Origin of the sequence: Leptospira sanjuanensis, from assembly GCF_022267325.1 — a bacterium.
GTDB classification, from domain to species: Bacteria; Spirochaetota; Leptospiria; order Leptospirales; family Leptospiraceae; genus Leptospira; species Leptospira sanjuanensis.
Genome location: NZ_JAIZBG010000001.1, coordinates 1,191,451 through 1,216,552 on the forward strand (window position 1 = coordinate 1,191,451; position 25,102 = coordinate 1,216,552).

19 protein-coding genes and 1 pseudogene are annotated in these 25,102 nt (G+C 47.3%); 9 read left to right on the forward strand and 11 right to left on the reverse strand.

Features of this window, described 5'->3' with window-relative positions:
* Positions 1–134 precede the first annotated feature (134 nt).
* Positions 135–836 (forward strand): LytR/AlgR family response regulator transcription factor, encoded by a 702-nt coding sequence (locus tag LFX25_RS05400; RefSeq protein ID WP_238729324.1) that lies wholly within the window; start codon positions 135–137, stop codon positions 834–836.
* A gap of 77 nt (positions 837–913) precedes the next feature.
* Positions 914–1,453 carry a Pycsar system effector family protein gene (locus LFX25_RS05405; RefSeq protein ID WP_238729325.1) on the forward strand — a complete coding sequence of 180 codons (540 nt, stop codon included), beginning with the start codon at positions 914–916 and terminating at the stop codon, positions 1,451–1,453.
* An 8-nt stretch (positions 1,454–1,461) separates the two neighbouring features.
* Here LFX25_RS05405 and LFX25_RS05410 read toward each other — a convergent pair whose 3' ends face one another.
* The 5 genes from LFX25_RS05410 to LFX25_RS05430 all read right to left on the reverse strand — a co-directional run bounded on the left by LFX25_RS05410 (position 1,462) and on the right by LFX25_RS05430 (position 7,708).
* Entirely contained in the window at positions 1,462–3,846 is a 2,385-nt protein-coding gene (locus tag LFX25_RS05410) for a DNA polymerase domain-containing protein (RefSeq protein ID WP_238729326.1), read from the reverse strand.
* Between the two features lie 177 nt (positions 3,847–4,023).
* The gene (locus LFX25_RS05415) at positions 4,024–4,290 is read right to left on the reverse strand and encodes a hypothetical protein (protein WP_238729327.1); all 267 of its coding nucleotides are present in this window, start codon (positions 4,288–4,290) and stop codon (positions 4,024–4,026) included.
* Between the two features lie 4 nt (positions 4,291–4,294).
* Complete coding sequence (locus LFX25_RS05420) at positions 4,295–4,951, reverse strand: hypothetical protein (RefSeq protein ID WP_238729328.1); 657 nt, start codon at positions 4,949–4,951, stop codon at positions 4,295–4,297.
* Between the two features lie 526 nt (positions 4,952–5,477).
* Entirely contained in the window at positions 5,478–6,725 is a 1,248-nt protein-coding gene (glyA, locus tag LFX25_RS05425; protein WP_238729329.1) for a serine hydroxymethyltransferase, read from the reverse strand.
* Positions 6,726–6,763: 38 nt separating this feature from the next.
* Positions 6,764–7,708, reverse strand: coding sequence for a lipoate--protein ligase family protein (locus LFX25_RS05430; protein WP_238729330.1), 945 nt, complete (start codon positions 7,706–7,708; stop codon positions 6,764–6,766).
* Positions 7,709–8,148: 440 nt separating this feature from the next.
* Here LFX25_RS05430 and LFX25_RS05435 point away from each other — a divergent pair, with 440 nt between their 5' ends.
* Complete coding sequence (locus tag LFX25_RS05435; RefSeq protein WP_238729331.1) at positions 8,149–8,418, forward strand: hypothetical protein; 270 nt, start codon at positions 8,149–8,151, stop codon at positions 8,416–8,418.
* Between the two features lie 25 nt (positions 8,419–8,443).
* On the opposite strand, the gene LFX25_RS05440 is transcribed toward LFX25_RS05435, so the two are convergent.
* Entirely contained in the window at positions 8,444–9,046 is a 603-nt protein-coding gene (locus LFX25_RS05440; RefSeq protein WP_238729332.1) for a GNAT family N-acetyltransferase, read from the reverse strand.
* 350 nt (positions 9,047–9,396) lie between these two features.
* Complete coding sequence (locus LFX25_RS05445) at positions 9,397–10,215, reverse strand: rhomboid family intramembrane serine protease (RefSeq protein WP_118955448.1); 819 nt, start codon at positions 10,213–10,215, stop codon at positions 9,397–9,399.
* Positions 10,216–10,319: 104 nt separating this feature from the next.
* Between LFX25_RS05445 and LFX25_RS05450 the strand changes: the two genes are divergently transcribed.
* From LFX25_RS05450 to LFX25_RS05470, 5 genes are all read left to right on the forward strand, one after another.
* On the forward strand, positions 10,320–11,276 hold the full coding sequence (locus LFX25_RS05450) for an MBL fold metallo-hydrolase (RefSeq protein WP_238729333.1): 957 nt from the start codon (positions 10,320–10,322) through the stop codon (positions 11,274–11,276).
* On the forward strand, positions 11,273–13,711 hold the full coding sequence (locus LFX25_RS05455) for a penicillin-binding protein 1A (protein ID WP_238729334.1): 2,439 nt from the start codon (positions 11,273–11,275) through the stop codon (positions 13,709–13,711). The genes LFX25_RS05450 and LFX25_RS05455 overlap by 4 nt, the downstream gene beginning before the upstream one ends.
* A gap of 102 nt (positions 13,712–13,813) precedes the next feature.
* Positions 13,814–15,067 carry a 2-oxoglutarate dehydrogenase complex dihydrolipoyllysine-residue succinyltransferase gene (odhB, locus tag LFX25_RS05460; RefSeq protein ID WP_238729335.1) on the forward strand — a complete coding sequence of 418 codons (1,254 nt, stop codon included), beginning with the start codon at positions 13,814–13,816 and terminating at the stop codon, positions 15,065–15,067.
* Between the two features lie 13 nt (positions 15,068–15,080).
* Positions 15,081–16,484: a dihydrolipoyl dehydrogenase gene (gene lpdA, locus LFX25_RS05465; RefSeq protein ID WP_238729336.1), complete on the forward strand. Its 1,404-nt coding sequence runs from the start codon at positions 15,081–15,083 to the stop codon at positions 16,482–16,484.
* A gap of 30 nt (positions 16,485–16,514) precedes the next feature.
* Positions 16,515–19,283 carry a 2-oxoglutarate dehydrogenase E1 component gene (locus LFX25_RS05470; protein ID WP_238729337.1) on the forward strand — a complete coding sequence of 923 codons (2,769 nt, stop codon included), beginning with the start codon at positions 16,515–16,517 and terminating at the stop codon, positions 19,281–19,283.
* Between the two features lie 325 nt (positions 19,284–19,608).
* Here LFX25_RS05470 and LFX25_RS05475 read toward each other — a convergent pair whose 3' ends face one another.
* From LFX25_RS05475 to carA, 4 genes and pseudogenes are all read right to left on the reverse strand, one after another.
* Complete coding sequence (locus tag LFX25_RS05475; RefSeq protein WP_238729338.1) at positions 19,609–20,469, reverse strand: hypothetical protein; 861 nt, start codon at positions 20,467–20,469, stop codon at positions 19,609–19,611.
* Between the two features lie 426 nt (positions 20,470–20,895).
* Positions 20,896–21,462: pseudogene (locus tag LFX25_RS05480) on the reverse strand (hypothetical protein); the annotation flags it as partial.
* 252 nt (positions 21,463–21,714) lie between these two features.
* The gene (locus LFX25_RS05485; RefSeq protein ID WP_135569182.1) at positions 21,715–21,903 is read right to left on the reverse strand and encodes a hypothetical protein; all 189 of its coding nucleotides are present in this window, start codon (positions 21,901–21,903) and stop codon (positions 21,715–21,717) included.
* Positions 21,904–21,905: 2 nt separating this feature from the next.
* The gene (gene carA / locus LFX25_RS05490; protein ID WP_238729340.1) at positions 21,906–22,997 is read right to left on the reverse strand and encodes a glutamine-hydrolyzing carbamoyl-phosphate synthase small subunit; all 1,092 of its coding nucleotides are present in this window, start codon (positions 22,995–22,997) and stop codon (positions 21,906–21,908) included.
* Positions 22,998–23,131: 134 nt separating this feature from the next.
* Between carA and thrS the strand changes: the two genes are divergently transcribed.
* The gene (gene thrS / locus LFX25_RS05495; protein ID WP_238729341.1) at positions 23,132–25,048 is read left to right on the forward strand and encodes a threonine--tRNA ligase; all 1,917 of its coding nucleotides are present in this window, start codon (positions 23,132–23,134) and stop codon (positions 25,046–25,048) included.
* Positions 25,049–25,102: the final 54 nt, after the last annotated feature.

Consider the following 25,102-nt stretch of genomic DNA (forward strand, 5'->3'; position numbering starts at 1 on the left):
CGAGGGGAATGAAGAACAGTTAAAAGGGAACGAAACGCGGGCCTCTTTCGGTAATACGAATAGACAGCGGATTCTATGTCTGAAACGTAGATGGAGAATTCGGATAAGTCCGAGCGGTGGTTAGGATGAGAAGCATGGAAAAGCCCTATAAAACGGTCGTAATCGAAGACGATTTTATGATCGGATCTTTTATAAAAAAAGAGGTGGAAACTCACGGTAAATTTGAAGTCACGGAGATGTTCGAGAACGGTTCGGATGCCGTGCGTTTTTTGGCGCACAACAAGGTGGATCTTCTTCTTCTCGATATTGAACTTCCGGATCTAAACGGGTTCGATATATTGAAGGGATTGGATGATCCTCCCGTTACGATTTCTGTAACCGGTCACGAAGGAAACGCGGTTACCGCATACGATTTTGGAAATCTGGATTACGTAACTAAACCCGTCGTTCCTGAAAGATTGCACAAGGCATTGGATCGCGCCTATGAAAAACTTTCCAGTGAGAAAAACGTGTCGATTCACAATTACGGGACCAAATTTAAGGGAGTCGATCGCAACGTATTCATCACATTTTCGAATATCGTATATATTTCTTCGAACGGAAAACATTCGATTCTTCATACCGTGGACGACGGAATCGAAGTGATCGGAACGCTGAAAGACCTGGAACCTAAACTTTCCGCGGGCAAGTTTAGAAGGGTCCATAAACAGTATATTATAAATATGGAATATTTGGCGCATATAGAGTATTTTAACGGCGGATCCCACGTGGCTTATATGAAGGACGAGGAGAAAAGTCAGGTTCCCGTAAGCCGTATTTATCTTCCGGGGATCTGAAAATAAGTTTTCGACAATTCTAAATCTGATTTTCGAATTTAGCGGCTCCTTTGAATCTGGACGAAGACGTTTTCAAAATGCAGCCAGAATACTTTTCTAAAACCCGAGCCAGATCTTCCGTCGATTATCTTTTAAGAACCGTTCACCAGCATCACGTTCAGTTGAGTCTGATGGCCGATCAAAAAGCGAATATTTTGATCGCGGCGTCTTTCGTGATCCTTTCCTTAGCCCTCGGTTTTTTGCAGCGAGGAATCTACGTTACGGGCATCATACTTTTGATGGGTTTTCTGGCCGTTGCCGCCTCCCTCGCGATCTTTGCCGTGATGCCTCTTTCTAAGCCGGATAAGGTGCGTAAAAAGAATCCTTTGTTTTTCGGCGATTTCGCGGCGGACGACGAGGAAACCTTTTTTAAAAACGTGGAAGCCGTTTTGGAAACCGACGCATCTTTGTATAAAGCGATTTCCTATGATATCTATCAAATGGGGAGAACGATCTACTTTACGAAATACAGATATATCCGATGGAGTTATCGTTTCTTTCTGGCGGGTTTTTTCAGCGGAGGAACGCTGATCGTGTTCGAAAGTATCGGTTGGATTCCTTCCTTGATCCGAGGATAAAATCGTCGTTAGGCGATTCTTTTTAAACCCGCTAAATAGAGTTCGTATTCCGTTCTGTAACATCGATCGAAAGGAAGCCAACGTTGTTCGTCGATCAGGGAATCGAAGTTTTGAAACGAAGCGAACTCGGACCAGATTTCCCGAAACGAGTTTACAAGGAGTTTTCGGTAATACGTCTTATCGATATGGATCTTTTGGTTTTTCCGTTTTAGAGCGGAAATCGCCTCTTCGGGAAGATACCATTGGTCTTTGCTTTTGGCCTTTCGATTGAGAACCAGATAACGGATCTTTTCCCCCGCTTGAACGGAAATTCCCATTTCTTTCAGATTGTGAAGCGATACCGCGGCGGGTCCCTCGACTTCGTATTCGTCCAGATCCTTAGAGGTGGATCTTCGGATGAGAAGCTCCTCCAAAGGAACGCGTTCCGATTTGATGAGTTCGTCGAATCGTTCGTAAATTCGTAAAATCTCATATTCGGAATTCTTTAAGTCTGCGATCGTGATTTTTCCGCGCATCCATTCCAGCATTTCCGCCTGCGCTTTTTTGACGAAAAACGGGAGATCTTTTCTTCTTGCTCCGATCCCTCTGCATTTCAGATCTCCGGTTTCGAATCTTCCCATGTAGCGGTTGGCCACGGGCATTTGCGGATCCTGGCTCGAAGCGGGAAACAAAAGCCAAGTATAAATTCCGTCCACGTCGATCTTTATCGAAGTGCGTTTTTGAATTTCGATGCAGAGAGAATTCAATTCTTCTTTTGAGAACGGAGAAGAGTCTTCTTTGCGGATAAAGATGCTGTCGGTGATAGCGTGGATAAAAACGTATCCCCGATCTTCCGCGATTTCTTTTGCCGTGAGAAGTTTTTCCCTTGCGAACGCGTTTACGCTTTCGTGACTTTCCAATCTTCCGAACTTCGCGTTTCTATATCCGAGATAACCGAAAGAAGTGACGAGCATCCATTTCAAACTGGATTGTTTGCGTTCGTATCCGTAAAGTTTGTCGCCGTATTTATTTTCTTCGTGCGCTTTATGAATCTCCTTGATTCGATCTTTATAATACGCTCTTCGTTCGAGTACGTGTTCTAAGGCGTCGGACACGATTCCTTTTCGTTTTCTGCAGATCTTATATCCGAGTCCGGGAACGACCGGCGTTTGCGGATCGTCCGCGCAGCAAGAACAGTTGACGCATTCCGGAGAGATGTTGTGCAGCACCATCGTCGACGGATACATTTGCGCGAAATCGAGTTGCGCCACATTCTCCGCCGTCATCCCGAATGAAATATCCGGTTGAAACACGAGTCCGCCTTTGTCCGCTTCTAAAAGTTGAAGCGCGGTTTTGGGAGATTCGATCGCGCTTTTTTGCCAAGGCACGAGATAACCTCTTCGAAGGGCGACGTCGGTTTCGATGCTTGTTAGAGCCTTACCCGTGGAAGCGCGCGCCATCTTCTGCATGGGAAGACGCGAGAGTCTCGCCAATTCCACGATTCCCAAAAGATCCGCTTCCTTGTGAACGAAGCTGTTTTCCGAATCGATATGCCATCTTCCGAACAAAGGATACGAAGGAGCGCGATACACGATGGTTCCGTATGTGTTGTAACTCGTTCCTTTGGTTTGAATGTTTCTTCGGATCGGAGACGTTTTATCCCGATCAAAGGCCGGAAAAATTCTCAGCTTTTGCGCCTGTGCAAAAAGATAGGGAAAGATCGTATGATCTCCGTACGAGGAAAGAATCACGTCCGGATCTTCTTGTTTGAGAAGTTTATCGATTTTTAAAAGAAGATCTTTCGGGTCCTTTCCGGAAAATTCCCAGGACTGCGAACCGTCGTTGAATACGATGGAGTTGTTCTTCATATCGATTCGATGGCTCTGCGCCAATTTCATCGTTAGAATTTTGAAACTCGGAACCTCGTATTCCAAATTCTTAATTTGATCGTCGTCGGCGTCGATCGTACGGATTCGTTTTCCGTGTTTTTCTTCCGTATAAGATATCCTTAATTTACACAAAGGGAAAATACCCTTGTCCACCATGTAGCTCGTGGAAACTTCTATGTCCGAATGATAGATGTCGAATTTTCCGTAGAGCGCGTAAAGTTTTCGGGAAACCTTGGAAAGAATGGAAGGACGAGAGATTTTAAGTTCCAAAACCTGGACTTCCCGGTTTTCGTAAAAGAGGGTCATGGGAACGTATTTCGGTATTGCGGCTAACGCGTCCAGTTCGTAGAATCGCTGCACCAATTTTTTGAGAATGGATTCTTCCCCTCGCGCGTAGATGATAGGCTGATAAAAATCGTGGAATAGAACGCATTCTCCGTTTTTGTTTCGAAGCCATAGATGGATTTTGTCTTCTATATGATAAATATCGAATAAAGTTCCTTCTATTAAGATCGGTTCAGGCATGGCGTTTCGGTTTTTGGTCGAATCGATTCCCCGTGCGGAAACGTTTTTTCGTTTCTGCAAGCATATATTTTAAATTGTTCCGACAAACGATCGGTGAAAAAACGCTTGTGGAAGAGCGGAGGTTTTTTCGACGTTCCATTCTTTTCATAGATAACGTTTCGTTAAGTGAAGTCAGTTTCATTTTCCTTTCTCTTTTTGGGGATCGGACATTTCTTTTTTTATTTGATGAATCTCTTTTTTGAGATGGATCATCATTGTCATCAGCATCGTGTCGATCGGATACGGTCCCGACGCCATGACTCCCGCCTGAACCTGCAATTTCGCGACTCGAATCAGATCGTCGAAAATTTCCTGATCGGGTTTGCGAAGTCCTCTGCGAAATTCTAAAAGACCGGATTCCACCTGCTGCATTTGTCTGGAATAAGGCGTAACGGTTCTTCCCATATTGTTACCTCTGAATGTCTTCGGTTCGTTCGATCGTATCCGAAGAAGATGAAGATTTTTTTCTTACTTTTAAATAAGAGAGTTTATTTTCGATTTTGAGTTCCCAGAGATCGGCGGACGCTTCCGCCAATTTCGGAAAGAACGCCTTGAAGGTCGGGTGGGTATATTTCATCGATTCGATTACGAGAACCGGGACTTTCTGTTCATGAAGTCGTTCCAAAATGAGAAGCATCTTATCCAAGAGAAATCTTCCTTCGTCTTCTTGAACGTCTCCGTCGAAGAATTGTTTGCAAGGTGCCAAGAGAAAGTGGATGTTCTCCTCGTTTTTGCGCGAGGAAATTGCCTGCAGTGCGTCCAGGATTTGATACGGGGTGAATGCTCTTTGAACGAGAATGTTGCTCAACAGGGCTTCGGGAGGAATTCTCCTTTTTCTTGTTTCGGCCGTGATGACAAAGGGGTTGAAGCGGATCGCGCAATCCAAATTGAAAATCTTAAAACCGGAAACTGCAAACGCGTATTCCCAGTGTAGTGCGAGATTGTAGATCCCCGACATTCCCGTCAGCATTCCGAGTCCTTTCCTTTCCCAGCTGAGAATCGGATTGTAGAGATTGTCGATTCCCGAAGGAGTAGGGGGCACGGTCGTGAGAGCCTGAAGTTCCATAGTTACTTATTATATGATATGTATATAAATGTAAAGTGCTTTTATCGTAAGAGCTACGATTGAGTGATAAATAGGGAAAGCGGGAGTTCCTACGTTTCTTCGGAGATGGAGAAGTCGAAATTCAGGATATGTGTGAGTTCCCACAATTTGGACCGGTCAGGCGACGTTCGATCCAGGTTATGTCATATCTGCTGTGGGAACTCCTCAATAGATGCGACCGTAATACGAAGACTATGTCTGATAAAGTGTGGGAACTACCACACTTTTTAATTCGGCGAGATTGCGATTGTAACAATGGAACTGTGGGAACTCACACGTTCGTTTTACGGAAATATCCTCTTTCGCCACGAAAAATCCTCGCGCCAGAGATCGTAGCGATGCGAAGCAGCCGCGTGCGGCCGAAGCGTAAGCGAAGTCGCGCAGAGCTCGGTCCGCCCGAAGGGCGGAGGCGCCCCGGAAAACTCTAACAATAAAAAAGGCGCTCAACAGAACGCCTTTGAAAACTACCAAGTCGGTTTAAAAAATTTTAATCTAAACGGAAATTGGTCATCGGGAATTTTTGGGTGAGTTCCTTCACTCCGCCTTTGACCTTCGTTCTGTTTTTTTCGTCGTTCGGATTATCGAGGAAGTCGCAGATCAGTTTTCCGACCACTTCGATATCCGCGGGTTTTAAGCCGCGGGTCGTAAGAGCCGGAGTTCCGAGACGGATTCCCGATGCGACCGCAGGTGGATTTTTGTCGAACGGAATCGCGTTCTTATTCACGGTGACTCCGACTTCGTCCAATCCATCCGCAGCTTGCGCCCCGGTAAGTCCTTTTACGGATACGTCCAGAAGAACAAGGTGGTTATCGGTTCCTCCGCTCACGACTCTGTATCCGCGTTTTACGAATACTTCCGCAAGCGTTTTCGCGTTTGCGAGAACGGTTTCGATATAGGTTTTGTATTCCGGTTGAAGCGCTTCTTTGAAAGCCACCGCTTTGGCGGCGATCACGTGCATGAGCGGCCCGCCTTGGATTCCTGGGAAAACGCGGGAGTTTAGTACTTTCTCATTTTCTAATGTAGATAGAATCAATCCGCCTCTCGGTCCTCGGAGCGTTTTGTGGGTGGTCGTCGTGACGTAATCGAACATTCCAACGGGAGAAGGATGATATCCGGTGGAAACGAGCCCGGAAATATGAGCGATGTCCGCCATCAATTTCGCGCCGACTTCTTTCGCGATCTCCGCAAACTTTGCAAAGTCGATGGTTCTCGCGTATGCGGAAGCGCCCGCAACGATCAGTTTCGGTTTGTGCTCTCTCGCAAGTTGAGCGACTTCGTCGTAGTTGATCGTTTCCGTTTTCGGATCCACGCCGTAGGGAATCGGTTTATAAATTCTTCCGCTCACATTGACCGGAGAACCGTGGGTCAAGTGACCGCCGTGAGCGAGGTTCATTCCTAAGAAAGAATCCCCCGGTTCGAGACACGCGAGAAAAACAGCCATGTTCGCCTGCGCTCCCGAGTGCGGTTGCACGTTTGCGTATTGTGCGCCGAAAAGTTTTTTCGCTCTTTCGATCGCGAGACTTTCGACTATGTCCGCGTTGTGGCAGCCGTTGTAATACCGTTTTCCCGGATAACCTTCGGCGTATTTGTTCGTAAGTGTGGAAGTATATGCTTCCAGAACGGCTCTGGAAACGAAGTTTTCGGAGGCGATCATTTCCAGGTTATTTTCCTGTCTTTCGTCCTCTTGTTTTAACGCTGCGAATATCTCTGGATCTGCTTTCGGAAGAAACTGCATCTGGCCCTTCTTTTTGATGATTCCGAGTAGAAGTCCGATTAATCTCTGAAGATGAAATCCATCCTCGAATATTTGTTTTCCAAGAGCAGTTTCGCTTCTTGAAAAACCGATTTCGTAAACCGGAGATCCCTCTCTGTGCCCATTCTGGAAAGGCCCAGCGATTCGGCAAATACATGAGATAGGTCCTGACCAAATTTTACGGTAGAAAAATCGTTCGGAAGAGAGGTCACAAAATCGGAATGTTTGCGGTTCTTTCTGTATTCCGGTTCTTCCGGAGGGTGTTTGAGAAGTTCGGAAACTCTGGAAATCAAAGACGGTTTTAGGATCAGGGTCCCGTGATGAACCACCGCGCCTTTTTTGCGGAACTGAGCGTTTCCGGAAATCTTCTTTTCCAATCCTTGTTCGAATACGGCTAGATCCGATTTGCCTCGGAAAGAAGCGTCTAACGTTTGCCGCTTTAACGCGTTCACGACGAGGTTCAAAAAGTAATCGTAGGATTCCTTTACTTTGTAGAGTTCCGGTTTCACGTCCAAGGATAGGAAGAAGGTAAAGTTGAGATTCTCCTCCGGATGGTGGACGACCGTTCCGCCTCCGCTGGCTCGACGAACAATCGCCGGAAATTTTTGGTCAAAAATTTTTTGACGAACGAGTTTTGCTCCCGCATTTTCCGTTAAACGTTTTGTAACTTCGCCCTCGCGATCAACCGAAAGGGACGAATTTTTATTTTGTTCGTGCGCTACGTTGAAAACGTTTCCACCTGAATTCTGCTGCAAAGCGCGTCCTTGAAATCTTTGAACGACTTCCGGGAGAATCGTGTCCTCCGCTTTTTCGGAAAGGCCGAGCACGATGGAGAACGGATTTTTCCAAATCCGCAATCCGGCTCCGTAACCGGAAGATACGAGGTTGAGGCCGATCGCTTCTTCAATTGCGAGATTGGCCGCGGCGGATCGGATCGAATTTTGTACGAATGAGAATGTGCGCATGATTCGGCGAAATGTGGTAGTTCCTACATTTCCAGACTTTAAACAGAACTTCTTAGATACGACTTCGGAACAAGGTGGTAGTTCCAACAAGTTTAATTTTCGAACGGATCGGCATTCCGGCCGTTCGATCGGCCGTTTTCTACAAGTTTGAGGTTCTTCCCATTCTACCAATCGAAATGATTCCTAAGCGCCTATCCTAATTCGTTACAAATATCCAGTTCGAGTGGAAAGCAGCATAGGATCTTGATCGCTATCAGCGGGATCGCATGAACCGATCTTAGAAATAAGATTTTTACAAACGATTCGATCCTAATTCAAGCGAAGTGCCGGTTCGCTTTATAAGCTGAATCCTGAATCATTCATTTTCGGATTGAATTGCGCGAAAAATTCAGAGAAGAGGTGTTTAATAAACCGATTACATTTCGAGAGGAAAACACAACATGAAAAAAGTTAAGCCATCGGATTTGGTAGTAAGAATGAGAACATTAGTGAAATTTAAAATTCTTCTTTTTGCGTTGTCGCTGATCTTAGTGATTGTGTCCTGCAATTTAGAAGATGAGTTGGGTGATGTCCATGCCAAAGAGATCGACAGATGCGCGTTCGATTATTATACCTTTTCATCAAGCTGTATCGGTGGGGATGCTCCTGTTTCCGCAAAAATCGCTCCTTGTTTATTGATCGCGGACGACTATCAGAAGAATTGCAAATGATCTTTAAAAAAATATTGCGAAAGCTCTACTTCCCGCCCTTCAGCTTAAACGCCAAATGACATTTTACGGTCGGCCATTCGTTTGTTAGAATGCTGTAAACGGCAGTGTCGCGTAACGTTCCATTCGGCATCACTCGATGGTTGCGCAGGATTCCGTCTAACGAAGCTCCGAGCCTCTCGATAGCACGTCTTGAATTTTCGTTGAGACGATGCGTCCTAAACTCCACCGCGATACAATCCAGATTTTCGAATGCGTGTTCCAAAAGGAGAAGTTTGCATTCCGTGTTCACGGGCGTTTTTTGAAATTCTTTCGCATACCAAGTGGAACCGATTTCGAGTCGGTTGGAAACCTTCTCGATATTCATATAACGCGTGCTGCCGATGATCCTTTGATCGCTTTTGCGCCGAACCACGAAGGGTAAAGAGGACTTTTCCTTTTCTTCCAGTAGCGCTTTATCGATCCAGTGTTTCATCTCTTCGGGCGAAGGGACCATCGTAAACCAAAGTTTCCACAGTTCTCCGTCTAACACAGCTTTGACTAACTCGTCGTGATGTTCCGCTCTAAGCGGATGCAGTTCGACGTACTTTCCGAGTAAAGAAACAGGTTCGGGCGGATATGCGTATTTCATTGTCGTTGTCACCTTTTCGAATTTGTGGTAGTTCCAACATTTTTTCAAAAAAACCGGAATCGAATTTCCTATATTGCAGAGAACGTTGCTTTTACCGAGTCATTCCCATTTTTTTTCGTATGAGTTCCTACATTTTCGGATTCAAGGCAAATTCTGCTTACTACTTACAAGGTTTTTTAGTAAAACACGGACGAGGAGTTCCCACACTTTTTGAATCGGAGTTGCATTCCATTGTCCCGACAAACTTTATTTTACCGAAAAAGGATTGCCTGAAGCGAACGTTTGTCCTTGGAGCAAAATCGGAAACTGATTCTTCTGATCCTTCTTACTTGATCGGCCGCGGGCACCCGTCATTCTTCCGAATAATATTTGCTCGAAGCGTCCTTTAGGAATTTCTTTTCCTTTCTGGAAAGCGAGTCCATTCCCGACTTGGAGATTTTATCGAGTAGCTGATCCACTTCTTCCCGAACGTGAATTTTGCGGTTCATTTCCTCTTGCCACTTTCTCATTTTCCGTTTTTGAAGATAACGGCTTAAGGACAACGAAGCGGGAATCTTAGACTTTAGTTTATTATAATAAAGAAAATAAAGGCCGCCTCCGATCGCTCCGCCCAAATGCGCCATGTGAGCGATGTTTCCGCCGGGACCGGAAAACGCGATGATCAGCATCAAAATGATCACCATGTATTTCGCCTTCAAAGGAAAAAATCCCATGAACAGCAATTCCTGGTTCGGCCAGATGAGCGCGAACGCGATTAACAAACCGTAGATTCCTCCCGAGGCTCCTATGATCGTGCCTTGGTGAAATCCGAAGTTGTGAAGCATCCACGGAAAAAATCCTCCCATAAAACAGGAGAATAAATAAAACTTCAGAAAATTCTTTCCGCCCCAGTAGTTCTCAAGTATCGATCCGAACATCCAAAGCGAAAACATGTTGAACAGGATATGAAAGAAGTTCTGAACCGAATGTAAGAATGCGTACGTAATGAACTGCCAGACAAAGTAATTACGATTGATCAAATCTGGCGTCATTCCCAGATACAACGTGAGATAATCTCCGATCGTCCAGGAGAGCAAAAGCTGAACCGCAAAAAGTCCCCCGTTTAGGATCAATAAGGTGCGGACTACGGGAGTCAGTTCCGGACCGATCCGATTGTAGATGCCTGTCATAGGGGAACATGATTTCTCTTTAGAATCCGACGACAACCGTAAAACGGTTTTTCTTTTCCTCTTCTCTTTGACAGAATGTTTCAAACGGAAATAATCGGCTCAAGGTGATCGTTCAACTTTACGGTACTCGGGGTTCCATTTCCTCTCCTCTCCGCACCCCGGAATACATTCAGAAAGTGACTCAAATCCTGGAAATCGCTCGGGACACGGGACCGGACGCGCTTGCCGATATTCAGAAATTTATTTCCAAACTTCCTCCGTATCTTACGCACGTGGTCGGCGGCAACACGACCTGCGTTTCCGTAAAACTTTCCTCGGGAAAAAGAATCATCCTGGATTGCGGTACGGGAGGACGCGTAATCTCGGACGAACTCATGCAGGGAGAGTTTTCAAAAGGTGAGGGAAAGATCGCATTCTTCTTTACGCACACGCATTGGGATCATATTCAGGGGATTCCCTTTTTCAAACCGCTCTACATTCCGGGGAACGAGTTCCATTTTTATTCTCCGTTTGCCGATCTTCCGGAACGTTTCGAAAAACAACAATCTCCCGAATTCTTTCCCATTCCATTTTCCGCCCTTGCCTCCACGAAACTCTTTACCTGCCTACGCCCTGACGAAACTTTGGATTTAGAGGGAGATTGTAAGGTCAGGTTGTATCCTCTCAAACATCCGGGCGGTTCGTTCGCCTACCGTTTGGAGGAAAAAGGAAAGGTCTTTGTTTTTGCCACGGATGCGGAATTTACGGGAGAAGACTTTGCTTCCGTCACGGAAATGAAGCCGTTTTTCGAAAATGCCGACCTCCTGGTTCTGGATTCCCAATATACTTTGGACGAATCCTTCCAAAAATTTGACTGGGGACATACTTCCTACACGATGGCCGTAAACTGCGCGGTCGCCTGGAACGTGAAAAAACTCGTTCTGACCCATCACGAACCCGCTTATGCGGACGACGTTTTGGACATCATTCTCCAGGAAGCCCAAGCGCACGCCGTCGCGCTCGGGAATCGCACGATCGAGATCGAACTCGCGGTAGAAGGGAACGTTTATAAATTAGTATGAAAAGTATCGGACTGCATAGAACCTCCAAAACATTGCTCATCATCGCCCTCTTAGGAGGTCTCTTTTTCGGTTATATTCTTTCGGAAGTGGACGAAGGGGGAGAACTCGCGATGCTCGCTTCCTACCAGCCCACGACTCCGACCCGACTCTACGACATCAACGGAGTCGTCTTCGCGGAACTTTATAAACACAAACAGCAGCTTCTGAAATATCAGGACATTCCCCCGCACGTGGTTCAGGCGTTTCTTTCCGTCGAGGACAACAACTTCTTCAATCACTTCGGGATCGACTTTATGGCGATCGTGCGCGCCGGAGTCGTAAACGTCATTTCGGGAAGAATCAAACAGGGCGGTTCCACTCTCACGCAGCAGCTCGCTAAAACCGTTCTTCAAAACAGAAAACGTTCCTTTGCGAGAAAATTCATCGAGGCTCTTTTTACGCTTCAGATCGAACAAGAATATTCAAAAGAAGAAATATTAGAAATTTATTTTAATCTTATCTATCTCGGACACGGAACGACGGGGCTCGCTTCCGCCGCGGACGTGTATTTTCAAAAGGACGTAAGCGATCTCGACATCGCGGAAGCGGCGATGCTCGCCCGACTTCCGAAGGCGCCCGTAAAGTATTCTCCGTATAAAAACCCGGCGATTGCAAAAGGCGCGCACTTGAGCGTTTTGAGACTTATGGCGGAACAAGGTTATATTCCAGCCGATAAGGTTCAATCCATCCACGACGATTTCTGGAACAAATACTGGCCGGTCGTGATTACGAAAGCACCTTCTCAATCCACCTGGGGAAATCGTCTGAACAAGGCTCCTCACTTCACCGAGTATGTCCGTCAAAAACTCGAAAAGGAACTCGGAGAAGACAAGGTTTATACCGGCGGTCTGAAGGTTTATACGACTCTCGACGCGCGCAAACAGGAAATCGCTCAGGAAGAATTATCCAGAGCGATCAAAAAACACGACGACCTCGTTTCCGGTGTGACCGTGAATTATTCCGGCGGCGCGGACCGCGGTCTCGTAGGTCTTTATTATCTCATGGGTTCGGTTTTCCCGATCGGAATGCCGTTTATCAGTAAGCTGGACGAGAAAGCGAACTACCGAGTCGCGCTCGAAAGAGAACTCATCGACGCAGTCGATATTCTTACCATATTGACTCCGGGCGAAAACGAATCCGCGGCGATCGGCGAGTTTCAAAAACAAAGCGCTGTCTTCGGTAAAAATTTACACGTGGAAGGAGCCGCGATCACGATCGAACCTTCCACCGGTTATATTCAGACGATGGTCGGAGGATATGAATTCACTCCGAAGAATCAGTTCAACCGAGCCACGATGGCGAGACGCCAAACCGGCTCCGCGTTCAAACCGTTCGTCTACGGAGCCGCGATTTCCGAGCGCGTCGTGGGAAGCGGAACGGGAATCATGGACGCTCCTCTCACCACATTAACGGAAGAAGGCGAGGGTTGGTCTCCTCAGGATTTCGACGGAGACTTCTTGGGAATGGTTCCGTTGTCGAGAGCGCTTTCTTTGTCGCTTAACATCGTATCGGTGCAGGTGTTCCTGCGAACCGGACCCGACGCGGTCATCGATTTTTCTTCCCGACTTCTCGGAGTGAATCCGAGCCGTTTTCCTTCCAGTCCCGCGCTCGCGCTCGGGATCGCGGAACTCACTCCGCTCGAGATGGCTCTCGGTTATGCGACCATCGCCAATAACGGAAGAAGGGTAATTCCGTTTTCCGTTCGTTATGTGATCGATCAAAGCGGAAACGTGATCTACAACGAAGAAGTCAAGGTTCAGGAAGAATTGCAAAAACAGGCCAAAGACGGAAGCATTCAAGTGATCTCCGAAGGAACCGCCTACATTCTTAAGAAAATGCTCACGAACGTAGCGATGGCCGGAACTGCGGCCATGGGTTTGCGCGATCCGGACAAGGGAAACTACCGTGGAATCGCGGCCGGAAAAACGGGATCGACTTCTTCGTTTACAAACGCGTGGTACTGCGGATTCGATCCGAACTACACGACCGTGATTTGGTTGGGATTCGATAAGAGTTCGATTTCTTTGGGGAGAGGACAGGCGGCTTCGGTTCTTGCGGTTCCGATTTGGGGAAGAATGTACAATCGTTTTTACGGCGGTCAAAATTATCCGACCTTCGGCGAAGACGTTATGCCCGAGGAAGTGCAAGGTGGAGGAACCTGCGCTTACAACGGACTTTCTCCGAAACCGGGAGTATGTCCCGTAACTCAAAACCTGACTCTTAAGCCGATCACGGTTGCGGGAGTTACGAAGGCGGTTATGGGCAATCGTCAGTGTGATGGAGAACGGGATCACCACAAGTCCATGGATTTTAGAGAATTCTTACAGAAAGAATATCAGATTAGTGATGAAGAATTAGGCAAAACAGATCGGAAGTTTAAACCAAGAACGGAATAATCGCGTTTTGGAGAATTTCGTTTACAGAATTTTTTCGTTTAGAAGGATTGAAACCGAGGCTTGCGCAACCGCGCATCAGAAACCTCTCAAAAGGAATCATTAATGTCTGTAGAAATCAAGGTCCCCGAAATGGGAGAATCGATCACGGAAGCAACTATCGCGAACTGGGTTAAAAAAGAAGGAGAACAAGTAAAACAGGACGAGATCCTATTGGAACTGGAAACCGACAAGGCGACCATGGAAGTTCCGGCCCCGTCCTCCGGCGTCCTTCAAAAAATTCACAAGAAGGCCGGAGAGACTGTGAAGGTGAAGGAGATCATCGGTCTCATCGACGCCGCCGCAACTGCCTCCGCTCCCGCACCTTCCTCTTCTTCATCGACTACTTCCACACCGACAGCACAACCTTCCGGAAACGGCAATAGCAACGATACTCTTCCTCCTGCGGTCCGCAAACTAATCGACGACAACGGCCTAAATGCTTCTTCGATTTCCGGTTCCGGAAAGAACGGACAAATCACAAAAGAGGACGTATTAAAAGCGATCGAATCGAAATCCTCCGCAAGTGTGGGAACTGCAACGGCGGCCAAATCGGCTCCGACTTCTGCTCCTTCTCCCGAAATTCCGAAAGCTGTACCCGCGCCGAGAAGAACGGATCTTCCGAGAGAAAACGCGGTTCCTATGAGCCGTTTACGCAAAGTGATCGCCGAACGTCTCGTGTCGGCGCAACACAATGCGGCAATCTTAACAACTTTCAACGAAGTGGATATGAGTTACGTAATGGAACTCAGAAACCGCTATAAGGATAAGTTCAAAGAGACGCATAACGTGGGCCTTGGATTCATGAGCTTCTTTACGAAGGCGGCGATCCACGCTCTCAAAACGATTCCCGCAATCAACGCCGAAATCCGAGGAAGCGATATCGTGTATAAAAACTTCTACGATATCGGAGTCGCCGTCGGGGGACCGAAAGGGCTCGTGGTTCCGATCGTAAGAGACGCGGACCTTTTGACCTTTGCCGGAATCGAACAGGAAATCGGAAGACTCGCGAACCGAGTCAAAGACGGAAAGATCGAACTCGCCGAAATGGAAGGCGGAACATTCACGATTTCCAACGGGGGAATCTACGGTTCGATGATGTCGACTCCGATCCTCAACCCTCCTCAGAGTGGAATTTTAGGACTTCATAATATAGTAAAGCGTGCGGTGGTCGTGAACGATCAGATCGTGATCCGTCCGATGATGTATCTCGCACTTTCCTACGACCACAGAATCGTGGACGGAAAGGAAGCGGTTACGTTCCTCGTGAAGGTGAAGGAAGCGATCGAAGATCCGGCCCGACTCTTACTCGAACTTTAATGAAAGAGGAATCATGTCAGCAGAATTTGACGTAGTCGTGATCGGCGCGGGACCGGGGGGCTACGTTTGTGCCATCCGGGCCGCTCAACTCGGTTTCAAAACCGCAATCATCGAAAAAAGAAAAACCCTCGGAGGCACCTGCCTCAACGTGGGTTGTATCCCCTCCAAGGCTCTTCTGGATTCTTCCGAAGAATATCACAAAGCCCTGCACAAACTCGACGTCCACGGAATCACCGTAGGAAAAGTCGAAGTCGATCTGAACAAACTGATGAACCGAAAGGATCAGATCGTAAAGGAAGTCACCGACGGGGTGGACTTTCTCATGAACAAAAATAAGATCAAACGGTACGAAGGTTTCGGGAAAGTTTTATCGGCCGGAAAAGTGGAAGTCGCATTAAACGATGGAAACAAAGAAACGCTCAACGCAAAACATATCGTGGTGGCAACCGGATCGGTTCCGATCGACATTCCCGGTTTGACCGTGGACGGAAAAAACATCGTCACATCCGATCATGCGATCGATATCCGTAAAATTCCCAAGAAGATGATCATCATCGGAGCCGGAGTGATCGGTCTCGAACTCGGATCGGTTTGGTCCAGACTCGGCACCGCGGTTACGGTTGTGGAATTTTTACCGGGCCTCATTTCCAATGTGGATCGTCAGATGGGTTCACTTCTCGAACGTTCTTTGACGGCGCAGGGAATGGAATTCCTTTTTGAGCATAAGGTCAAAGGCGCAACTACGGGCAAGGGCGGAGTAAAAGTTCAGATCGAAGATTCCAAGGGAGAATCGAAAGAACTCGAAGCGGACGTCGTACTCGTCGCGGTCGGACGCAGACCCTTTCTCGAAGGTGTAGGTTTGGAAGAAGCGGGAGTCGCATTAACACCCCGCAAACGAATTCAAGTAGACGGACATTTTAAAACATCAGTTCCCGGGATCTACGCGATCGGGGACGCAGTGGACGGACCGATGCTTGCGCACAAAGCGGAAGAAGAAGGCGTTGCACTCGCCGAACTTCTCGCCGGACAATCGGGACACGTAAATTACGACGCGGTTCCTTATATCATCTACACTTGGCCGGAAATGGCTTGGGTTGGAAAAGGCGAGGAAGAATTAAAAGCGGCAGGAATCGAATACAAAACCGGAAAATCACTCTTTCGACCGAACGCGCGTGCAAAAGCGATGAACGAAGCCGAAGGACAGGTTAAAATCTTAGCGGATAAAAAAACGGATAAAATTCTCGGCGCCTTCGTGTTCGGGCCGAGAGCTTCGGACATGGTGGCCGAGCTTGCGGTTGCGATGGAATTCGGCGCGTCTGCGGAAGACGTCGCGAGAAGTTTCCACGCGCATCCGACCTTGGCGGAAGTCATCAAAGAAGCGGCGATGGCGGTGGATAAGTGGGCGATCCACGCGTAAGCGCGGATCGTTATTAGGTAGGTTTCAACAATGAAGATCGAAAAACTCATGGCGCTTTACGGAGAGAACGGCGCTCTCCTCGAAGAACTCTATAATCAGTACAAGCTCAATCCGGAAACGGTGGACAAAGAATGGAAGTCCTTCTTCCAGGAAGTGGATTCCAACGGACTTGCCAACGGAAACGGCGGCGGATATACGAACGGGAACGGAAAGTCTGCCGTTGCCACTTCCTTTACGGACGCGCAAGCGGGTTCCATCCGCGAAATGGGGATCATCAACCTTCTGAACGCATACAGAAGACAAGGTCACCTTGCGGCAAAACTCGATCCGCTCGGAATTCAAAAACCGAACCGAACGTTCATCGATTCCAAATTGCACAGCATTTCTCCCGCGGATTTGGAAACCGTGGTCGACAGCGATACTCTTGGAAGAGTCAAACTTGCCGAGATCGTGGATCTTTACGAAAAGGTTTATTGCAACACGATCGGAGCCGAACACTTCTATCTCGTGGACGACGTGGAACGGGAATGGCTTCAAAAAAAGATGGAGTCTCCCGCATTCTTAGCCCCTCTGCCGAAGAGCATCAAACTCAGATTGTTCGAAAAATTATTCCAAGCGGATTACTTCGAAACCTTTCTCGCGAAAAAATACGTCGGTAAAAAAAGATTCTCTCTCGAAGGGGGAGAATCCTTCATCCCTCTTTTGGATACGATCGTGGAAGAGGCCGGACATCACAAGATGGACGGACTCGTGATCGGAATGGCGCACAGAGGACGACTCAACGTTCTCGTGAACATCATCGAAAAACCCGCGTCCCTCATCTTTGCCGAATTCGAGGAAAAAACCGACAAGGATAACCTGAGTTATGCGGACGTGAAGTATCACCTCGGTTATTCGAACAGCAGAATGACCGCTTCGGGAAAAGAAGTGAAACTTTCTCTCGCGTTCAATCCGAGTCACTTGGAATGTGTGGACCCGGTCGTAACCGGTTCCGTGCGTGCGCGTCAAACTCTGATCGGAGACAAGGATCGAGAAAAATACATGCCGGTTTTGATCCACGGAGATGCTGCGTTTGCGGGGCAGGGCGTGGTTGCGGAAACTCTCAATCTGATGAACCTCGAAGGTTATACTACCGGTGGAACGTTTCACATCGTGGTCAACAACCAGATCGGATTCACCACTCTTCCGGACGAATCCAGATCCACGTTGTATGCAACCGATCTCGCGAAAGGATTCCAAATTCCGATCATCCACGTAAACGGGGACGATCCCGAAGCAGTATATCGAGTGGTTAAACTCGGGATGGAATACCGTCAGAAGTTCAAAAAAGATTTTATCATAGATCTCGTATGTTATAGAAGACTCGGTCACAACGAAACCGACGAACCTGCGTTCACGCAGCCGAAGATGTATGCGACGATCAAAAGCCATCCTCCGACCGTCAATCTCTACGAGAAACGTCTCGTGGAGGAAGGCGACATTGCTCAGGAAGATTTGGACTTCATTAAAAACGGGTCCATGCACGGGCTGGAGGATTCTTTCCAAAGAGCCAAAGAACAGGACGTAAAGATCCGTGTCGATACCATGCAGGGAGTTTGGTCCAAGTTCTCCAAGGTTTCCTTGGATTCCGAACCTGCGACGAAACTTCTCGCGGAGCAGATGCACGGAATCGTTCAGGCTTTGACGAGCGTTCCGCAAGGATTTACTCCGAATTCAAAACTCGTAAAACTTCTCCAGAGCAGAAAAGAAATGGCGGAAGGAAAAATTCCCGTGGATTGGGGATTTGCGGAAGCGCTTTCCTTCGGATCGATTCTCGAAAGCGGATTTAGAATCCGTCTTTCCGGACAGGATTCTCAGAGAGGAACGTTCTCGCATCGTCACGCGGTGTTGGTCGATACGAACACCAACGAGAAATACATTCCTCTCAACCACATTTCGCCTAAGCAGGCTAAGGCGGAGATCATCAACTCTTCGCTTTCCGAGTTTTCGGTGTTGGGCTTTGAATACGGATATTCTCTCGCCGACCCGAACGCCCTCGTGATGTGGGAAGCTCAGTTCGGAGATTTTGCGAACAGCGCGCAGGTGATCTTCGATCAGTTCATTTCCAGTTCGGAAGTGAAGTGGCAAAGACTTTCCGGTTTGATTATGCTTCTTCCTCACGGATACGAAGGTCAAGGACCGGAACATTCATCCGCAAGGCTCGAAAGATTTTTACAGCTCTGCGCCCTCAACAACATGCAGGTTTGTAACCTCACGACGGCCGCTCAGTATTTCCACCTTCTCCGCAGGCAGATGCTCAGAAACTACCGCAAACCTCTCGTGATCGTAACTCCGAAAAGTTTGCTCCGTTTTCCGGCTTCTCTTTCTCCGGTGGAGGACATTCTGCAAGGCGCGTTCCGCGAAATCCTCGTGGACGACGCCGGTTCAAAGGCCGACAAGATCGAAAAGGTGATCTTCTCCGCAGGTAAAGTATATTATGATTTACTGAAATATCGCGAGGAGAACAAAATCCAGAATACGGCTCTTGTGCGAGTGGAGCAGATCTATCCGTTTCCCGCGAAGGAAATCGAGGCGGCTCTCAAGAAATTCAAGAACGCTAAATCCTTCGTGTGGTGTCAGGAAGAACCGAAAAACCAAGGAGCTTGGTTTTTCGTTCGCGAAAGAATCGAGGATTTGATTCCTTCCAACATTCGACTTGTTTATGCGGGAAGACACGAATCTCCGAGCCCTGCCGCCGGTCACATGAAGCTGCATTTGCAGGAACAGGATCAGCTTGTTTTGGACGCGTTCCAAGCATAAGATCTTACGGAGAAAATTCTTCGATTGAGGAATTCTTTCTAAAAGAAAAAGTTTCCGCGGTTTTTGTTGAGAGCCCGGAAAATCATAAAAAGCCCGGGGGTATGTCCTGGGCTTTTATGTTTTTGAAAAGCGGTTCAGATTTTGAATTTTAGAATTTTCTAATTTAACAATAAAAGACGCACGAGGCCGTTCTTCGATTCGAACGTTCGCTCTTAAAAATAAAAATCCGGGTGAAGATGCGGGTTTTGATTTAAAGGACGGTTCGGGTTGTGTCGTATCGACTCTACGAAACGTGTTTTTATGAATTCGGATTTTCGATTCAAATTTACCAGCGGCTTAAAATTTCCTTTTTCGTAAACGGGTTCGCGTCTCCTCTCGGGTCGATGGCCGTATTTGCATCCGCTTCGACCGAAATAGGAATTCCTTTTTCGGAAATACACAAATCGATATTGTTGTCGTTATCGTCAATGTCGGCGATGCGAAACGGATGAACAAACCATGTTTTTTTCCCCGCTTTCATCCGAATTCGAAACCGTTTCAAATCTCGATCGCCCAATTCCTGCCCGTCGATGGCCCTGACACCTCCGGCCCAAACGGTTCTAACTACGACTGCGGTTTCCATACGGGGACAGTCCTTTCCTCGTTCGGATTCGTTGTAAGGATAGGAGGGTTCGAAATTGAAATATTCAGCATAACTAATATACGGTCCTTCGTTTAGTGGAGTTACCGCGACTTTTTGTCCGAAAAAATTCTGACCGTCGCGACTTTTGAGTTCGCCCACGATCGCGATTTCTTTCGGCTCGTTATCCGGATGATTTCCGAATTCGCCGATGAGTAAAACTGTCCTCAGCTCGAAAGCTTCCAAAGCCGGTGCGAACGTCGCGAACGACGGAGAAAGAATTTCACCCTTCACCGTAATGATTTGAAAATCCAAAATATCCAAAGTTGCAGGATCGATTTCGTGGGAAAAGACCAAGGGCATGCCGTCTTTGCCGGGAGCGTATCTCCAAAGCGCGATCGATCGAAACGGAAGTTCATTGTCCAAACCGAAAAATGCGGAAAGAAGTTTTGCGTTTCTGTCTCGGCCGGCTGCGGAATTTTCCAAAGAAAGAGTGTGTCGCGGGATAGAAATGCACATATTCCCCAAGAGAACTAATGCGAAAAGAATCGATTTGTTAATTTTCATCGGCAACCTTCACTCTTCAAAGTTCCAAAACAGTAAAGGATTGTTCAACTTTGTTCCGTCCAAATTATAAATTCAAACAAGTTTGATTGGAAATCGAATGGAAATTTCTTTTAAGAGTGACGCCTCGATTTGTGTTCAGGATTTTCGATCTCCGGATGGAATCGATCCGCATTCATAATTTCTAAAATGTCCGTCTTCTTATTCCGATCCTTTCGAGCTGCTTCGGGTCGATTGAAATATTTCCTCCACGATCGGGGATTTGTCTCCCATACTTTTGGCTTTTTTGGCGTATTGGGCGGCTTGCTTTTGGTCCCCCATTTTCCAATGGATTTCGGCGAGGTTGGCCGCGTACATGGATTCCCTAGGACAAAGTTCCGCGGCTTTTCCGAAGGCGTCCAAGGATTGTTTCAGCTTTCCCATTTCGTCTAACGCGAAATAGGCGTCGTTCAACGAAGAGACGTCCGGATGTCGAAGAATCGCATCTTCGTATCGTTCCAAAAAAGCGTTCAATTCTCCGTCGGAAAGGTTGTGTACTGTTTTGTCCAGGTCGTAAGGGATAAAGTCGAAGGCCGTCGGGTATCGCTCTGCGTCTTCCAAGGTTATGTGTTCTATCTTGTCGTCGCCCTCGTATCCCCACTGTGCTTCGATGAATGGAGTCAGATTCGATTTCATAGTGTTCCAATTCCCATCCGGAAAAATATGAAGTTCGTCGTGACTGGAATCCCATGTCCCGTAGAGCCCGATTCGCGGTAGCCAGACAAGAATTTCCGGATCTTCCCCATAGTGTTCCGAATTTTTTATAAGGCCGACCGAATTGGTGTAATATTGTCCTAATTCGTCATTTGCAAACGGACCGATCTTTACGGAGCTGAAGTGGACTTCTTGGATAGATGCAAGATCAAACCAACCTTGTCCTGTTTCGATTCTTTTTCGTCCGATTAAATCCTCCCGAAGGTCTCGAGGTAGATTTAGAATATTATAATTTTCTTTCATACTTTCTCCGTTTTGGCGGTGATGCAATCGGCTTCGAGGTTTCAGGTTTCCACCGACTTCGACAGGTGGCGAATTTCTCCGAATTCGATTCAAAAAATTCGAAGGGAAGTATATCCGATGACCGAAAGAATTTCTAAGCGATTTATAATTTATCCACGCGGAATCTTCGATTGTGGCCGGCGTGAACTCGGAAGGATGTTCCGTTTTAGGACGGGCTTGCCGAAATTCGACAAGCCCGGTGTTTTTCTTTGTTTAGAGAAGCCCGGTCTTTCTCGCAATCGCGTAAAAGTTCACGCCGTAGCCGATGCCTAAAAAATTCTTAGGAGGGAAAAGGTCGTCCGTTTCCGGATTCCATACGTCTTTTACGAGAGCTTCCATGGAAAAATCTTTTCCAACGGGGATACCAAAAATTCTATCGGGAAGTTGCGGAAATTCTGCCATTTTTATTTGCCTCTTTTTGTAGACTCAACGAGATCGTAAAACTTTTGAAATAAATAACGGGAATCGTTCGGACCCGGAGCGCTTTCCGGGTGATACTGAACGGTCAACAATGGATAACCGGATTTTAAAATCCCTTCCACGGTGTTGTCGTTTAGATTTAAAAACGAAACGGGTTCATCCGACTTTTGATCGTCGATTACCGCAAAACCGTGATTTTGCGAAGTGATCTCCACTTGTCCAGTTGATAAATTCTTAACCGGTTGGTTTCCGCCGCGATGACCGAACTTCATCTTCTCGGTTTTTTTACCGAGCGAAAGTCCGATGATCTGATGCCCTAGACAGATCCCGAAAAGAGGATATCCCTTTTCCATAATCTTACGCGTCGCGTCGATCGCGTAATCAAGAGGAGCCGGGTCTCCGGGTCCGTTGGAAAGAAAGAATGCGTCCGTTCCTTCCTTCATGATTTCTTCCGCCGGAGTTTGCGCGGGATAAACCGTTACCGCAAAACCGCTCGCGTCCAACAAACGGAGAATGTTCGTTTTCACGCCGTAATCATAAACAGCGAGTTTGTATTTTTTTCCGGTATGAGTTCCGAAGATGTATTTCGAAGAAGTCGTTACGACCTTGGCAAGATCCGCATTGATGATTCCCGGAAAAGACTTCACCGTTTCCAGAAACTTAGGAGAATATTCCGGAGCCACAAAAATCCCGCCGTTCGGAGAACCGTTGGTTCGGATATAACGCGTCAGTTTGCGCGTATCGATCCCTTGGATGGCCGGGATTTTATATTCTTTTAAAAATTGGGAAAGCGTCTTTTCGGAACGGAAGTTTGAAGGACGATCCACATATTCTTTTACGATCAATCCGCTCGCTTGGATTTTTGCGGATTCCATGTTGGTCGGATGGATTCCGTAATTCCCGATCATCGGGTAGGTTAACGTTATGATTTGATTGCAGTAGGAAGGGTCGGTGAGAATTTCTTGATAACCCGCCATGGAAGTATTGAAGACAACCTCGCCGACGGAGTCCGTTTCGTAGCCGAAAGATTCTCCTTCTATGATCGTGCCGTTGTCGAGAACCAGAAACGCTTTCATCTCCTACAGCGTCGATAGGGGGGAGGGCACAGTCAAGGTTTTTCCCCCGCAAATGCAAATCGGTTGAAAAATATGTCCGATTTTCGCGAATGGAAAGGGGAAAACCCAAATTCGTTCCTGGATAGAATAAGAATATGCATAGGCTTACGTTGCCGGACAAATCCGTTAAGGAAGTCGCACAAGGTTCCACTTACCGCGACTTCATCGAAAAAGAATTACCCTTCTTAAAAAACAAGGCGCTTGCCGTACGTCTGAACGGCACGGATATCCAGGACTTATCCCGAACGGTGGAAGCCGATGCAAACATAGAAGTATTGACCTATTCCGAAAAAGCGGGATGGGAAACCTTTCAACATTCCGCGGCGCATTTACTCGGAATGGCGGTTCAGAATTTATACAAGAACGCGAATCTCACCGTGGGTCCGGTCATCGAAAACGGTCCCGGATTTTTTTATTACGACATCGATTTTCAAGGTGCGATCGTAACTCCGGAAGACTTCCCGAAGATCGAAGCCGAAATGGAGAAGATCGTAAAGGCGGATCATCCGGTCTGGAGGAAGGTCGTTTCGAAAAAGGAAGCGATCGAAACCTTCCAAAAACTCGGAGAGAAATACAAGATCGAAATCATCGGAGGAATTCCGAGCGAGGACGTTTCCATTTACGGGATGGGAGAATGGTTCGATCTTTGCCGCGGACCTCACGTTCCGAATTCCGGTATATTAAAATCTTTTAAACTAACGGCGATCTCGGGCGCGTATTGGAAAGCGGACAAAGACAACGCGATGCTTACACGCATCTACGGAGTCGCGTTCCCTACCAAAAAAGAATTGGATGCGTATCTCTTTCAAATCGAAGAAGCGAAGAAAAGGGATCACAGAAAGATCGGAAAGGAAATGGATCTATTCTCCTTTCAAAAAGAGGGCCCCGGATTTCCGTTCTGGCATCCGAAAGGAACGATTCTCTGGAATTCGCTCGCGGATTATCTTCGATCCGAGTGCAATAAGCGCGGTTATCAGGAAATCAAAACTCCCGCCGTTCTTTCTTCCGAGCTTTGGAAGAAGTCGGGTCACTGGGATAACTTTCACGAGAACATGTATTTCACGGACATCGACGAAGAGGATTACGCTCTCAAGCCGATGAACTGTCCCGGATGTTCTTTGATTTATAAACATCACCTGCATTCTTACCGCGAACTTCCTTTACGATTCGCGGAATTCGGAAGCGTACATCGTCACGAATTGCACGGTGTTCTTCACGGCCTTTTCCGAGTCAGAGCGTTCACTCAGGATGATTCTCATATCTACGCGCCGTTGGATCATCTCGAATCCGAGGTGATGGACATCATCGACTTTACGTTTACCGTATATAAGAAATTCGGATTTTCCGAATTTAAGACCTTCATCGCGACGCGCCCCGAAAAATCGCAAGGGAAAGACGAGGACTGGGAGTTTGCGACCGAAACGCTCAAGAAGTCTCTCGAAAAAAAAGGAATTCCTTACGGAATCAAAGAAGGAGAGGGTGCGTTCTACGGACCCAAGATCGAATTCAACATCAAGGATTCCATCGGAAGGCTTTGGCAGTGCGGAACGATCCAAGTCGACTTCTCCATGCCCGAACGATTCGAATTGGATTACACCGACAGCGACGGTCAGAAAAAAAGACCGGTGATGATTCACAGAGCGATTTACGGATCCTTGGAGCGATTCATCGGAATTCTCATCGAACACTACGAGGGGAAATTTCCTCTTTGGATTTCTCCCAATCAGGTGAGAATTCTCACCGTGACCGAAAAAGTCACCGACTACGCGAAGGACGTTTATCGCGAGTTAGTCGAAGTTGGGTTCCGGGTGGAGATGGACACGAGAAACGAAAAGATCGGCGCAAAGATCCGGGATTCTATCCTAAAAAAGGCGAATTATCTTTTGGTATTGGGTGAAAAGGAAATGGAATCCGGGACTCTCGCGGTCAGAAAGCTCGGTCAAGAGGACACCAAGACTTTGACCCGCGCCGGTTTTATTTCCAATCTACAGGATGAGATTAAAGCGGGCTAAGTTATAAGAAGCGGCGGGCGGCGGCTTGAAAAAGAGGCCGCCGTTTTTGGAAAT

Excerpts from the sequence above, each read along its gene's own strand:
- LFX25_RS05470 (WP_238729337.1), top strand. The coding sequence starts at position 16,515 with ATGAAGATCGAAAAACTCATGGCGCTTTACGGAGAGAACGGCGCTCTC.
- LFX25_RS05410 (WP_238729326.1), bottom strand. The coding sequence starts at position 3,846 with ATGCCTGAACCGATCTTAATAGAAGGAACTTTATTCGATATTTATCAT.
- LFX25_RS05415 (WP_238729327.1), bottom strand. The coding sequence starts at position 4,290 with ATGGGAAGAACCGTTACGCCTTATTCCAGACAAATGCAGCAGGTGGAA.
- glyA (WP_238729329.1), bottom strand. The coding sequence starts at position 6,725 with ATGCAGTTTCTTCCGAAAGCAGATCCAGAGATATTCGCAGCGTTAAAA.
- LFX25_RS05440 (WP_238729332.1), bottom strand. The coding sequence starts at position 9,046 with ATGAAATACGCATATCCGCCCGAACCTGTTTCTTTACTCGGAAAGTAC.
- LFX25_RS05420 (WP_238729328.1), bottom strand. The coding sequence starts at position 4,951 with ATGGAACTTCAGGCTCTCACGACCGTGCCCCCTACTCCTTCGGGAATC.
- LFX25_RS05455 (WP_238729334.1), top strand. The coding sequence starts at position 11,273 with ATGAAAAGTATCGGACTGCATAGAACCTCCAAAACATTGCTCATCATC.
- LFX25_RS05405 (WP_238729325.1), top strand. The coding sequence starts at position 914 with ATGCAGCCAGAATACTTTTCTAAAACCCGAGCCAGATCTTCCGTCGAT.
- LFX25_RS05435 (WP_238729331.1), top strand. The coding sequence starts at position 8,149 with ATGAAAAAAGTTAAGCCATCGGATTTGGTAGTAAGAATGAGAACATTA.
- thrS (WP_238729341.1), top strand. The coding sequence starts at position 23,132 with ATGCATAGGCTTACGTTGCCGGACAAATCCGTTAAGGAAGTCGCACAA.
- LFX25_RS05485 (WP_135569182.1), bottom strand. The coding sequence starts at position 21,903 with ATGGCAGAATTTCCGCAACTTCCCGATAGAATTTTTGGTATCCCCGTT.
- odhB (WP_238729335.1), top strand. The coding sequence starts at position 13,814 with ATGTCTGTAGAAATCAAGGTCCCCGAAATGGGAGAATCGATCACGGAA.
- lpdA (WP_238729336.1), top strand. The coding sequence starts at position 15,081 with ATGTCAGCAGAATTTGACGTAGTCGTGATCGGCGCGGGACCGGGGGGC.
- carA (WP_238729340.1), bottom strand. The coding sequence starts at position 22,997 with ATGAAAGCGTTTCTGGTTCTCGACAACGGCACGATCATAGAAGGAGAA.
- LFX25_RS05430 (WP_238729330.1), bottom strand. The coding sequence starts at position 7,708 with ATGCGCACATTCTCATTCGTACAAAATTCGATCCGATCCGCCGCGGCC.
- LFX25_RS05475 (WP_238729338.1), bottom strand. The coding sequence starts at position 20,469 with ATGAAAATTAACAAATCGATTCTTTTCGCATTAGTTCTCTTGGGGAAT.
- LFX25_RS05400 (WP_238729324.1), top strand. The coding sequence starts at position 135 with ATGGAAAAGCCCTATAAAACGGTCGTAATCGAAGACGATTTTATGATC.
- LFX25_RS05445 (WP_118955448.1), bottom strand. The coding sequence starts at position 10,215 with ATGACAGGCATCTACAATCGGATCGGTCCGGAACTGACTCCCGTAGTC.